Origin of the sequence: Staphylococcus sp. 17KM0847 (assembly GCF_013463155.1) — a bacterium.
Taxonomy (GTDB): Bacteria; Bacillota; Bacilli; order Staphylococcales; family Staphylococcaceae; genus Staphylococcus.
This window is the reverse complement of the sequence record NZ_CP040781.1, coordinates 486,336-500,056: the sequence shown is the minus strand read 5'-3', so window position 1 is coordinate 500,056 and position 13,721 is coordinate 486,336. Positions and strand designations below refer to the sequence as shown.

Annotated in this window: 12 protein-coding genes; 3 read left to right on the top strand and 9 right to left on the bottom strand. The window is 36.2% G+C overall.

Annotation, left to right across the window (positions count from 1 at the left end; all coding sequences use genetic code 11):
• Positions 1-164 precede the first annotated feature (164 nt).
• Positions 165-560 (bottom strand): transcriptional regulator SpxA, encoded by a 396-nt coding sequence (gene spxA, locus FGL66_RS02410; RefSeq protein ID WP_044360477.1) that lies wholly within the window; start codon positions 558-560, stop codon positions 165-167.
• 320 nt (positions 561-880) lie between these two features.
• Here spxA and trpS point away from each other — a divergent pair, with 320 nt between their 5' ends.
• Positions 881-1,876, top strand: coding sequence for a tryptophan--tRNA ligase (gene trpS / locus FGL66_RS02405; protein ID WP_180810029.1), 996 nt, complete (start codon positions 881-883; stop codon positions 1,874-1,876).
• A 124-nt stretch (positions 1,877-2,000) separates the two neighbouring features.
• Here trpS and FGL66_RS02400 read toward each other — a convergent pair whose 3' ends face one another.
• Genes FGL66_RS02400 through opp3b form a run of 5 tightly spaced genes read right to left on the bottom strand, consistent with a single transcriptional unit; the run spans position 2,001 to position 7,699 of the window.
• A complete protein-coding gene (locus FGL66_RS02400; RefSeq protein WP_180810453.1) occupies positions 2,001-3,632 on the bottom strand; it encodes a peptide ABC transporter substrate-binding protein in 1,632 nt (543 codons plus the stop codon).
• 56 nt (positions 3,633-3,688) lie between these two features.
• Positions 3,689-4,630 (bottom strand): ABC transporter ATP-binding protein, encoded by a 942-nt coding sequence (locus tag FGL66_RS02395; protein ID WP_180810028.1) that lies wholly within the window; start codon positions 4,628-4,630, stop codon positions 3,689-3,691.
• On the bottom strand, positions 4,630-5,703 hold the full coding sequence (locus FGL66_RS02390; protein ID WP_180810027.1) for an ABC transporter ATP-binding protein: 1,074 nt from the start codon (positions 5,701-5,703) through the stop codon (positions 4,630-4,632). Before FGL66_RS02390 ends, FGL66_RS02395 begins: the two co-directional genes overlap by 1 nt.
• Before the next feature lie 14 nt (positions 5,704-5,717).
• A complete protein-coding gene (gene opp3C / locus FGL66_RS02385; protein WP_180810026.1) occupies positions 5,718-6,773 on the bottom strand; it encodes an oligopeptide ABC transporter permease in 1,056 nt (351 codons plus the stop codon).
• A complete protein-coding gene (opp3b, locus tag FGL66_RS02380; RefSeq protein WP_180810025.1) occupies positions 6,773-7,699 on the bottom strand; it encodes an oligopeptide ABC transporter permease in 927 nt (308 codons plus the stop codon). Before opp3b ends, opp3C begins: the two co-directional genes overlap by 1 nt.
• A 251-nt stretch (positions 7,700-7,950) precedes the next feature.
• On the opposite strand from opp3b, the gene FGL66_RS02375 reads away from it, so the two are divergent.
• Positions 7,951-8,328, top strand: a complete 378-nt coding sequence (locus tag FGL66_RS02375) for a DUF3899 domain-containing protein (protein WP_180810024.1) — start codon at positions 7,951-7,953, stop codon at positions 8,326-8,328.
• A gap of 79 nt (positions 8,329-8,407) precedes the next feature.
• On the opposite strand, the gene fabF is transcribed toward FGL66_RS02375, so the two are convergent.
• Together fabF and FGL66_RS02365 are read right to left on the bottom strand one after the other, a co-directional pair.
• Complete coding sequence (fabF, locus tag FGL66_RS02370) at positions 8,408-9,655, bottom strand: beta-ketoacyl-ACP synthase II (protein WP_180810023.1); 1,248 nt, start codon at positions 9,653-9,655, stop codon at positions 8,408-8,410.
• 17 nt (positions 9,656-9,672) lie between these two features.
• On the bottom strand, positions 9,673-10,614 hold the full coding sequence (locus FGL66_RS02365; RefSeq protein ID WP_180810022.1) for a beta-ketoacyl-ACP synthase III: 942 nt from the start codon (positions 10,612-10,614) through the stop codon (positions 9,673-9,675).
• A gap of 152 nt (positions 10,615-10,766) precedes the next feature.
• Here FGL66_RS02365 and FGL66_RS02360 point away from each other — a divergent pair, with 152 nt between their 5' ends.
• Positions 10,767-10,964: a DUF2929 family protein gene (locus tag FGL66_RS02360; protein ID WP_180810021.1), complete on the top strand. Its 198-nt coding sequence runs from the start codon at positions 10,767-10,769 to the stop codon at positions 10,962-10,964.
• Between the two features lie 49 nt (positions 10,965-11,013).
• Here the strand turns inward: FGL66_RS02360 and clpB are convergent, their stop codons facing one another.
• Positions 11,014-13,629, bottom strand: a complete 2,616-nt coding sequence (gene clpB, locus FGL66_RS02355) for an ATP-dependent chaperone ClpB (RefSeq protein WP_180810020.1) — start codon at positions 13,627-13,629, stop codon at positions 11,014-11,016.
• Between the last annotated feature and the right edge of the window lie 92 nt (positions 13,630-13,721).

The following is a 13,721-nucleotide window of genomic DNA, read 5'->3' as shown; positions in this document are numbered from 1 at the left end:
AACTATGATTAGCATATGAGATTCGGTGCTTATCAATCATCGATATTATTTGATTACATACAAAAAACAGTACGTTATGCGACGCACTGTTTTTAGACTATTTATGGACGCAATCAACCATAAATAGAGGAGTATTTAAATTAAAAAGTGTCTTCAAAAATAGTTTAGTCTACCATACGTTGTGCTTCAAGCAATTGGAACGTACGCACTTTGCGTGGTAGGAATCGGCGAATTTCATCTTCGTTATAACCCACTTGTAATCTTTTTTCGTCTAGGATGATTGGACGACGTAAAATTCCAGGATTATCTTGAATGATTGTGTATAAATCTTGAAGTGGTAAAGAATCGATATCCACGTTTAACTTTTGATATGTTTTTGAACGCGTTGAGATAATTTCATCTGTTCCATCTTCAGTCATTTTAAGAATTTCTTTGATTTCATCTAATGTTAAATGCTCAGAGAAAATATTTCGCTCCGTATACGGAATGTCATGTTCTTGTAACCATGCTTTCGCTTTACGGCAAGATGTGCAACTTGGTGAAGTAAATAATGTTACCATACATCTCACTCTCCTAGTTAATGAATTAAATTCATTTAAAATTTAACGTTTCAAGATTGACCGCACAATATATGTCAAAACGTTTAAAACTTTCTAGCCCTTGTCTTCTAACGCTATGGTTATATTATAAATCTTGAACATTAAAATTAAATGAGAAAATACAATTAAAAATTTTTTATTCAAATAATCAGACTTTAGTCGTAGAGCTATTCAACCTATCTAATCAATTGTTATTTCTACCTTATCACAAATTACAAATAATGAAAATACTGTTATAATATTATTAAGTATATCTATGATAGAAAGTAGGCATTTGCATTATGAAAACTTTATTCTCCGGTATTCAGCCAAGTGGTATCCCAACAATCGGAAACTATATTGGCGCACTTAAACAATTCGCAGAAATACAAGACGATTATCATTGCTTTTTTTGTATTGTAGACCAACATGCAATCACTGTACCTCAAGATCGTCTAAAACTTCGCGAGCAAACACGTCAACTTGCAGCAATATATCTCGCATCTGGTCTCAATCCTGATAAAGTAACACTCTTTATTCAATCAGAGGTGCCTGCACACGTCCAAGCAGGTTGGATGTTAACAACTATTTCTTCTGTTGGCGAGTTAGAACGTATGACTCAATTTAAAGACAAAGCACAAAAACAAAATGATGGTATTCCTGCCGGGTTACTTACATACCCTCCTTTAATGGCTGCTGATATTGTGTTATACAACACTAATATCGTACCAGTAGGTGATGACCAAAAACAGCACATCGAACTCACGCGTAACCTTGTTGACCGTTTCAACAGTCGCTATAATGATGTACTCATAAAACCTGATGTCCATATGCCAAAAGTAGGTGGTCGTGTTATGAGTCTACAAGACCCTACTAAAAAAATGAGTAAAAGTGATGACAATCAAAAAAACTTTATTTCTTTATTAGACGAACCACGTTTGGCTGCTAAAAAAATCAAAAGTGCAGTAACAGATTCAGATGGCATCATTAAGTACGATAAAGAAAATAAACCCGGTATTTCAAACCTGCTCACCATTTATTCGAGTTTAACGGATGTATCCATAGCTTCACTAGAAGAAAAATACACAAATAAAGGCTATGGTGTATTCAAGTCGGATTTAGCGGAAGTTGTTGAACAGTTTCTCATAGATTTCCAAGAAAAATATAATACATTTTATCAATCTGAACGTTTAGATACTATTTTAGATGAGGGGCGCGACAAAGCGCAGCGTGCGTCGTTTAAAACACTTAAAAAAATGGAAAAAGCAATGGGACTTGGTCGCAAAAATAAGTCCTGAGAAAAATTCAGAGCAACAAAAATCTGACTTAAAACTTTCTATACCGCTCATTCCACGTCACCTCACATATCATACAAAAGGATTGCACACCTTGTAATGTTCCTCGGTGTGCAATCCTTTTTAACTACTTTTCTTTTTTCTTACCTGTTTCACGATCAATACTTTTGTCAATATATGTGTATTTTAAAGTCGTATCTCCACTAATGTTATGATACTGTAAATTTTTCACTTGCGGATTCGTTAAATGTGCCTCTCCTTTTTGATAAATAGGCGCAATAGGCACTTCATTTAATAAAATTGTTTCTGCCTCGATCAACTTTTCATTACGCTCATTTTCTTTTTGCAATAATGCACCATTCGCCTCTTTTAACATATTATCGTACTTTTTATTACTCCATCCTGTGTTGTTTGATGAATTACCTGTTGTCATAATATTTAAAAACGTTAATGCATCTGGATAATCTGGCCCCCAACCAGAAAGTGAAATATCATAGTTTTCACTTTGTTCTCTTGCAATACGCTGTTTAAACGGTAATTGTTGAATTTTAATCGTAACACCAGGTAAATTTTTCTCAATTTGAGACTTAATAAATTCTGCAGATATTTTAGAGCTAGGTGTATCCTCTGTATTCAACCTAAATGTAAAAGTGCCTTCACCGAGTTCTTTTTTAGCAGTCTCATAGTTTTTTTGTGCCATTTTAGGATTATACGTTAACGGTGAGTTAATTTGATCCGCATAGTCCGAACCATTCGGTGCTTTTGCTGTAGCTTTTGCTGTAAAACCATCACTTGGTTCTGAACCGTTATTTAGCACGGCATCAACATATGCTTGTTTGTCTATTGATTGCGCAAGTGCAAGACGCAAGTTTTTGTTTTTTAACGCAGGCACTTTTCCTTGATTTAACTTCAAATAAAATGTTGAGGCTAATAAACGTTTTTCTAATGCTGGGTTCTCCTTATATTTATCTACTTGTTCTGACGAGATTGTCGTATCATCTACTGAGTTTGTGTCATATAAAGAAGCACCTGCTTGACCATCTTTTAAAACTTTATAATTGACTTTATCTAACTTCACAACATCTTTATCCCAGTATTTGTCATTTTTAACTAATAAAATTTTATCTTCAACAGCCCATTCTTTTACTTTAAACGGTCCATTGTATACCGTCTTATTTTCTGTTGTTCCGTAGCGTTCTCCATATTTTTTAACTACTTTTTCATTTTGTGGTAAAAATGTACCAAACGCTAACATCTCTTTGAAATACGGTACAGGTTTTGTTAGTTCAAACTCCAACGTATAATCATCTAACGCCTTAACCCCTAGAGATTCAGGTTGCTTGTCTCCTGCATTAATCGCTTCTGCATTTTTCAAATCATACATAATATACGCATATTCAGATGCTGTTTCTGGATCGAGTACACGTTTCCATGCAAATTCAAAGTCATGTGCCGTCACAGGATCACCGTTTGACCATTTTGCATCTTTTCGCAGTTGGACTGTCCATGTCTTACCATCTTCAGATATTTGAGGATCCCCTTTGGCAACACCTGGTATAGCCTGATCTTTTTCATCTAACACGTATAGACCTTCATAAACTTGATTGAATTTATCAAAACTTACAGCGTCTGTTACTTTGGCAGAGTCCAATGATGACATATCTTGTGGAATTACCTTACGAAAAACTTGTCCTTTACTATCGTAAATGCCTTCTGCACTGCCACAAGCTGAAAGAACAAGTACAGCACTGATCATCATAATGCATATTTTTAATATTTTTCTAGTATTCACTTGTCATTCCCCTTTCCCTAAGCTCATACATCCACTTTCTTATTTGTCTGTTGGTATTCCTTTAACTCTTCATCTGTCGCAAACACATAATGTCCTGAACTCACTTCTTGCAATGTACGTCGGTCATTTTGTGTTGCATCATGTGTATAAGTTATACGTTTTCTTTGACGTTCACTTTCTGGGTCAGGTTGTGGCACTGCCGATAATAATGATTGCGTATAAGGATGTATAGGGTGGTTGTATATATGCTCTGCTGTGCCTATCTCTACAATTCGCCCTAAATGCATCACTGCAATTCTATCTGAAATATACTTCACCATTGAAAGATCATGTGCAATAAATAAAAAAGTGATATTACGCTCTCTTTGTAACTTCTGCATTAAGTTTATGACCTGTGCCTGTATGGAAACATCCAATGCTGAGATAGGCTCATCTGCAATAATAAATTCAGGTTCAACTGCTAAAGCACGAGCAATACCAATACGTTGACGCTGACCTCCCGAAAATTCATGTGGATAACGATTGGCATGACTTTTACGTAATCCTACTATTTCCAATAGATCATATACACGTTTTTTACGATCTTTTCTATCTTGAGCAAGACCATGAATATCGATACCTTCTGCGACAATATCCATAACTTTTAAACGTGGATTAAGCGATGCATATGGATCTTGAAAAATCATTTGTATTTTTTTATTAAATCTTAATAAATCTTTGCGTTGTTTAATATCTTGAATATTTACCCCTTCATAAAGCACCTTGCCATCTGTTACATCATTTAGTTTGATAATTGCTTTACCTGTTGTAGACTTCCCGGATCCTGACTCACCTACTAGACCAAAAGTCTCCCCTTTAAAAATATTGAAAGAAATATCATCAATGGCACGTACTTCATTGCGTTTACCTGCATTGAAATATTGTTTTAAATTTTGAACCTCTAATAAAACTTCTTTATTCTCCATTAAAATGACACCCTTTCTACACGCTCTGGTTTTTCATAGTTATTTGGCATAACCCGCTGTTTTCTCTTCACCATTTCGGGAGGATCAACATGTGGTGCACGCTCATCCAATAACCATGAACGAACATAATGTGTCGGTGAGACACTAAACCACGGAGGTGCTTCTTTAAAATCAATAGCTAGTGCATATTGACTTCGTGGTGCAAAGGCGTCTCCTTTAGGTGGATGAATCAAATCTGGTGGCGACCCTGGAATTGCAAGCAGCTCTGTTTCACCCTCTGTCTCTAAATCTGGCATCGAAGAAAGTAATCCCCATGTGTACGGATGACGTGGATCATAAAAAATCTCATTCACATTACCTGTTTCAATCATTTGACCCCCATACATTACGGCTACACGGTCTGCTACATTAGCAACTACACCTAAATCATGCGTAATAAAAATAATTGCTGTATCTATTTTTTGTTGCAATTCTTTCATCAATTCTAAAATCTGTGCTTGCATCGTTACATCTAATGCTGTTGTCGGTTCATCAGCAATAAGTACTTTCGGCTCGCATGCTAATGCCAAAGCAATAACAATTCGCTGACGTTGTCCTCCTGAAAATTGATGTGGATAAGCATTGAAGCGTTCATCTACTCTTTTTAATCCGACTAGTTTTAGCAACTCAATTGCACGCTTTTTTGCCTCAGCTTTATTGAGACCAATATGTTTTATAATAGGTTCCATCACTTGTTTACCTATTTTCATGGTTGGGTTAAGAGAGGTCATTGGATCTTGGAAGATCATAGAAATTTCTTTACCTCTTAATTTCATTAATTCCTTCTCAGTTTTTTGAGTTAAATCTTCACCATCAAAAATAATTTGCCCTTGTTTAATTCTTCCTGTCGGACCTTGAAAAAGTTTTGTAATGGCTTTTGTTGTTACAGATTTACCTGATCCAGACTCCCCAACAATCGCTAACGTTTCCCCTTTGTTCAAATAAAAGTCAACACCACGTACTGCTTGTACTTCCCCCGAAGTAATGTCGAAGGAAACATGCAAGTCCTTTACTTCTAAAATATGTTCAGACATTGAAAATTCCTCCTTTATTTACGCATTTTAGGGTCAAAAGCATCACGCAGACCATCACTAAATAGATAGAAAAATAAAATTAATAAACTCAATATAATCGCCGGGATAAATAACTCATGTGGGTGTATTAATAGCATTGCACGTCCTTCATTGACAAGCGAACCTAAAGAAGTTCGTGGTGCAGGTACACCGATACCAATAAAACTTAAAAACGCTTCGAAAAAAATTGCATTCGGTACTGTAAACATAGATGTTACAATAATTGCACCTAACGTATTCGGTAAAATATGCTTAAAAATCAACTTTAAATCTGATGTTCCTAATGTCCGTGACGCAAGAACAAACTCTTGATTTTTAATCTTTAAGAATTCTCCACGAACAACTCGACTCATACCAATCCATCCCGTGATAGTCATCGCTAAAATAATCGTCCAAATGGAAGGTTCAAAAATTAATACAAATAAAATAACAACAATTAACGTTGGAATAGATGAGATAATCTCAATAATACGCTGCATAATGTTATCAACACGTCCACCAAAGTAACCTGAAATCGCTCCATAGATTACACCGATAAAAATATCTAATGCTGCTGCGACAAAACCAATAAACAACGATACCTGTGCCCCTTGCCAAGTACGTGTCCATAAGTCTCTACCTAACTGATCTGTGCCAAACCAAAAATTCTCTTTGACATGAGCTTGTTCATAAGCATTACCATCTACGCCCTTACCATCAAACGGTAGAAAAGGAACTTGATCTAAAATAGCAACTTTAGGTGGTAAATTACGTCTCTCTACATCTTGCTCTGCATAACCATGGCTATTAAGTAAAGGTCCAATTAATGCAAATAATAAAATGATAATTAAACCAATCATACCTAATACTGCCAATTTATTATGTGTTAACTGTAACCAAGCATCTTGCCAAAACGTTCTCCCTTCACGCTGGAGTGCTTGTTCATTTCCATCAGGTGCCCCTGTACGTACAAAGTCTTCATGCATTACACCAGATGTGCTTGTCATTGTGGCATTGGATTGATCATCTTGTGGAAAATATGATTTCGTCATTATTTTTTACCTCCTTGTACGCGAATACGTGGATCGATTAAACCGTAAAGTACATCGACAAGGAAAATGGATACGATGAACAATGTACTAAATAATAATGTAATTGCCATAATGACTGAAAAATCATTTGTTGTAATCGATCTTACAAACTGATCACCAAGTCCCGGTACACCAAAGATATTCTCAATTGTTAACGTACCTGTTAAAATACTGGCTAACATTGGTACAAGAATTGTAATGACTGGAATGAGTGCATTACGCAATGCATGTCTGAATAAAACGGTATATGTAGAATTCCCCTTTGCTCGTGCCAGTAGTATGTAGTCCGAACTCAAAACTTCAATCATCTCTGCTCGAATGTATCGTGCTACTGTTGCAAGTACAACAGCTGATAGTGCCAATGACGGCAGGATAGCTGTAGATATGCCTTCCCATCCCGCAACAGGAAACCACTGTAACTTTACAGCAAACATATATTGTAATAAAACTGCCAATACGAAAGAAGGTACGGATATGGCAATAACTGAGATAAAAGTAGCTAAGTAATCCACCCATGTATTTTGTCTGGTTGCTGCAATAACCCCAAGTATCACACCAGCTAAAACACCAATAACCATCGCAATAAGCCCCATTTGAAACGATGGTACTAATCGTGGCTTAATTAAATCCCATACAGGCTGATTATCATATTGGAAAGAGTTACCAAAGTCACCCTTCATAACGTTTTTCATATAATTTGCATACTGTATAGGTAGTGGATCGTTCAAACCATATTTTTCATTCAACATGATTTTCTGATCTTCACTCAATTTTTCATCATTGAATGGTGATCCTGGCATTAATTTCATTAAGAAAAATGTAATCGTAATAATGATTAACAATGAAATCACCATATACAATAGACGCTTAATTGTATATCTAAGCATATATTCATTCCCCCTATGTTTAATTAACATTCCCTTCTAAATATTCAGAAATATTAACACAATTATAAACTTTGCGATTTTTAGAATCAATATTAATTTTATTTAACATTTCCTTATTTTTTATAAAAGCCTATTAAATCGGTATTCAAAGTCTAAAATATTTGTTAGAAAAAGTTCACAAATAACTGTTAATTATAAAAATTTGCGTTACAATATTGAAGAAACACTTAACTTGATATGAGGAAGATTCGATGAAAAAACTTAATCTTAATACAATTATTTACATTTTTATAACACCTATATTCACTTTTTGTATCTGGTCTATCACAACGCATACATGGCTCCATTTTATTAATACATTATTTGTACTTTCTATCATTATGACTATGTTTTCATTTTTACTACTACTCGTACAAGAAGGCATTTTTGATGTAACAAGCTATGGGTTTAGAAAGTTTCGTTACCAAATGATGCGCAAAAAAAATAGACATCTCTATGAAGAAGATGACTTTTATAACCCCAAATCTCCAAAACGCCAACATTATGCTGTACAATCTTGGATTAAACCGACATTGTTTGCTAACCTTACCTATATTATCCTTTCATTCATATTGGCATTTACCATTTAATTTGAGATCACTCGTAATCAATCACTATATTAAAAGCGTAAACACGACTATATTGACTATAATCGCGTTTACGCTTTTTTTAAGATTCGTTATATTTTTTAAAAACTAATACTGCATTATGTCCACCGAACCCTAAACTATTGCTCATAGCATAAGTAATATCATGTTCAACCGCTGTATTCGGTGTAATATCTAAGTCAATTTCTGGGTCAATCGCATTTGCATGTATAGTCGGTGCGATTTTTCCATCTCTGATCGATAAAATCGAGAAAATCGCCTCTACGCCACCAGTTGCACCTAATAAGTGACCTGTCATTGATTTTGTAGAGCTGATTTTTAAGGACTTGGCAGCTTCTCCGAATGTACGCTTGATCGCCTGAATTTCAAATAAATCTCCTACCGGGGTACTCGTTCCATGTGCATTTAGATATTGAATGGATTCTGGGGCGACATCAGCATCTTTTAACGCGGCTTCCATTGCACGCGCACCACCTTCTCCTTCCGGTGCTGGTGCTGTAATATGATGTGCATCTCCCGTTGTACCATAACCCACAATTTCTGCATAAATTGTTGCACCACGTGCTTGTGCAGATTCTAATGATTCTAAAACAATAACTCCTGCACCTTCTCCCATCACAAAACCATCTCGACCTTCTTGGAATGGACGACACGCTGTTTCTACATCATCATTTGTGGACAATGCACGACTTGCACTAAATCCAGCGATAGACATATGTGTAATCGGTGCCTCTGTACCACCTGTAATCATCGCATCGGCATCACCACGCTCAATAAACTTAAATGCTTCTCCAATGGAATTTGTTGCTGTTGCACAAGCTGTTACCGTTGAACCATTGGGACCTTTGGCGCCAAGATCAATAGAAACCTGTCCTGAAGCCATATCTGGTATGAGCATTGGTACAAAAAATGGACTCACACGACGAGGACCACGCTTCTGTAACTGATCAAACGCTTCTTCAAATGTTTCCATGCCTCCAATACCAGAACCGATCCAAACACCAACGCGATCTGCATTCGATTCATCAATTTTTAGTCCTGAATCTTCCAATGCTTGACGCGCTGCAACGACTGCATATTGTGTAAAACGTGCCATTTTTCTTACTTCTTTTTTTGGAATAAAGTCCTCTATATCAAAGTCCTTGAGCTCTCCTCCAATATGTACTTGATAAGGTGTCGTATCAATACGCGTAATTTTATCAATACCATTCACACCGTTTAAAGCATTGTTCCACATTGTAGGCACATCATTTCCAATAGGTGATAATGCACCTAAACCAGTTACTACAACACGTTGTTTCTTTACCATTCGTTCTCCTCCTCTTTTTATTTGCCCCAGCGAATCACTATTGATCCCCAAGTCAATCCACCGCCAAATCCTACTAATACAAGTATATCGTCATCTTTAAGATTTCCGTGATCACGTTCCTGTCCGATACTTAAAGGGATAGATGCTGCCGATGTATTACCATACTTATCAACAGATACACTCATCTTCTCTTTAGGTAAGTTTAATCTTTGACGTGCTGACTCCATGATACGAATATTCGCTTGGTGTGGAATAAACATATTAATATCATCTGCTGTTAAATTTGCTTTTTCAACAACGCGCGTAGAAGACTCACCCATTATACGCACAGCAAATTTAAACACTTCCCGTCCGTTCATTCGAATCAGATCTGTATCTTGCTCCTGATACAAATATTTACCTCCGATACCGTCAGAACCCAGTTCATAACTTAGAATACCACGGTTACCTGATACTTCGCCAATAATCGCTGCACCAGCACCATCACCAAATAAAATAGCTGTACCACGATCGTTTAAATCTGTAATTTTAGATAACTTATCCGCACCAACAACTAAAATATTTTGATAATCACCCGATAGTATAAATGCTCTTGCTGTTATAATGCCATACATAAAACCCGTGCAAGCTGCCAACTGATCCATAGAGGCTACTTTTTTCAATCCTAAACGTTCTTGCAACATATTGGCTACGGTCGGAAAACGATGATCTCCTGTTGAAGTTGCAACAATGATCATATCTACATCTTCAGCTTGAATACCCGCATCTTCTATCGCTCTTAAACTTGCTTCATATGCCAAGTCAGATGTATCTTGGTCTTCATCTGCCCATCTGCGTTCTTTAATTCCTGTCATTTGTGAAATCCACTCATCTGACGTGTCAAGATATGCCTCAAAATATGCATTATCCACTACACGTTCTGGAACATAAGCGCCAAATCCTTTAATTCCTACATTCATGGTTTGAACACCTTCTTCATAATTTTAATACCAGGTATTAATTTAACACAAGGTACTAAATAATGACAAGCCAGATACTCATCATCATGACTATACAAACGTACAAAAGATATTTATAATAGTATTATCAGTAAATATGGAGGCTAGACATAATGAAATATATCATCACATTCATTTGGGCTGTACTATTATTTGAGATGGTTAACTTTGTATTGAATAGCTTAGGTGGTGGTGGTCCACTTAATCTTGTTGCTCCAATTGGTCTTGCTGTATTTGTTTTTATCATTATTTTTATTATTGATATTGCCGGACGATCAAACAATAACCACCAATCAACTGAATCACATTAAATAAAAAGCGTCGATGAAGCACTAAAACACTTCATCGACGCTTTTTCAGTTATGATTCTATTGATTCAGGTCGCTCAATATTAAATTGAATTTTGCCATCTTGTAAATAACCATATACTTTTGTTCCTTCAGGCAAGCTATCTTTAATCATTAAGCGTGCCAACGGTGTTTCTACATGTCTTTGGACAAAGCGCTTCAATGGACGTGCACCAAACTCTGGCTCATAAGCTGTCTCTCCCATCCATTGTTCTGCTTCATCTGTCATCTCTATTGTAATGCGTTGATCCATTAAACGCATATTTAAATTTGTTAAAATCTTATCCACAATCATCTGCATATCACTTACTGATAATGGGCGGAATAACACAATATCATCCATGCGGTTTAAAATTTCTGGCTTAAAGTATGCATTTAAACTATTCATCACTGCTTTTTCAGTTTCTTCAGTAATAACACCTGAATTTTTTACATTTTCCAATAAGATTTGTGAGCCAATATTACTTGTCATAATGATGATTGTATTTTTAAAATCTACACTACGTCCTTTAGAATCCGTCAATCGCCCTTCATCTAAAATTTGTAGTAATACATTAAAAACATCAGTATGTGCTTTCTCAACTTCATCAAGCAGAATAACAGAGTAAGGGTTACGTCTTACTGCTTCTGTTAATTGACCACCTTCATCATGACCAATATAACCTGGAGGAGCACCAATTAATCGAGACACCGCGTGTTTTTCCATATACTCACTCATATCGATACGAATCATATGCTTTTCAGAATCAAACAGTGTTGAAGCCAGTGATTTAGCCAACTCTGTTTTCCCCACTCCTGTAGGTCCTAAGAATAAAAATGAACCAATTGGACGATTTGGGTCTTTAATACCTGCTCTCGCTCGAACAACGGCATCTGATACAAGATCGACAGCGCGGTCTTGACCTACAACGCGTTTGTGTAAAATATCTGATAAGTTGAGTAACTTTTCGCGTTCAGTTTCCACAAGTTTCGACACGGGAATACCTGTCCACTGACTGACAATCTCACCAATCTCTTCATCAGTCACAACTTCGCGAATGATACGTTCCCCATCTTCTCCTTGAGATTCCTGAAATGCTGCTTCTAATTCTTTTAACTCTCTTTCCAGTTCTGGTATTTTACCGTGCTGTAAGACTGCCGCTTTTTCAAGATCATAATTGTTTTCAGCATCTTCCAATGCTTTACGACTTTCATCAAGTTCCGCACGCTTGTCTTGAACTTTAGCTATTTTTTCTTTTTCTTCTTCTACACGTGCCTGTAACTGTGATTGTTTTTCTTTTTCTTCAGCAAGTTCTTCTTGTAACTCTTTTAAGCGCATACGACTTGCATCATCAGATTCTTTTTTTAATGCATTTTCTTCAATTTCAAGCTGCATGACACGACGATTGGCTTGATCGAGTTCTGTTGGATTAGATCCCATTTCCGTACGAATGGTTGCTGAAGCTTGATCGACAAGGTCTATCGCTTTATCTGGTAAAAAGCGATCTGTAATATAACGATCTGATAGCTCTGCTGCAGCTACTAATGCACGGTCTTGAATACGCACACCATGATGCACTTCATAACGTTCTTTAAGTCCACGCAAAATCGAAATCGTATCTTCAATATTCGGCTCTTTGACATTAACCTTTTGAAAACGACGCTCTAAGGCTGAATCTTTCTCAATATATTCACGATATTCATTCAGTGTTGTTGCACCGATACAATGCAGCTCTCCTCTTGCCAACATTGGTTTTAACATATTTCCAGCGTCCATTGCACCATCAGTTTTACCTGCACCAACAAGCATGTGAATCTCATCAATAAATAATAAAATACGTCCGTCAGATTCTTTTACTTCTTTTAATACTGCTTTAAGTCTTTCTTCAAATTCACCACGATATTTTGCACCTGCTACTAACGCACTTAAATCAAGTTCAAACACTGTTTTATCCAGCAGTGATTCTGGTACATCTTTTTTTACAATACGCTGTGCCAGTCCTTCAACAATCGCTGTTTTACCAACACCCGGCTCACCGATTAATACAGGGTTATTTTTTGTTTTACGACTTAAAATACGAATCGTGTTACGAATCTCTTCGTCTCGACCAATAACAGGATCCATATTGCCTTTGCGCACTTCTTCTACTAAATCACGGCCATATTTAGATAATGCTTCATAGTTTACTTCAGGATTTTGTGTTGTCACGTGATTACCTCCTCTAATTTTTTTAATGATTTCTTTAATAGCTTCTTCTTTATATTGCACAAAAGATTGTGTCGTTGGGTCAGTATCTATTGCTGCACGTAGCATATGTTCCATAGAGATAAATTGATCATCGTATTCGTGCATATATTGTTCTGCTTTATTCAATAATGTATGTGTTTGTTGTGAGAGATATTGACCATATTGTACATGATCTCCAGATACTTTCGGATACTGCTTCAACTTTTGTTCGTATGCTTTTTCAAGTGCCTGTGTATCTACCTTGGCACGCTCTAATATGGTATGAAATAAGCTATCTTGTATTTCTAATATTGCTTTTAAAATCGCTTCAACTTCAATATTTGTTAATTGATATGTCTGTGTGTATTCTATTGCTTTTTGTAAAGCACTTTGAATAGAATGTGTCATCTTATTAATATCCAAAATGAATCACTCCTCTATTTTCAAATCACCAAAGCGTCAATTTGACTTTGACTTTCTTTGACCTTAATTAAATTATAACGCCCTTTAATCTA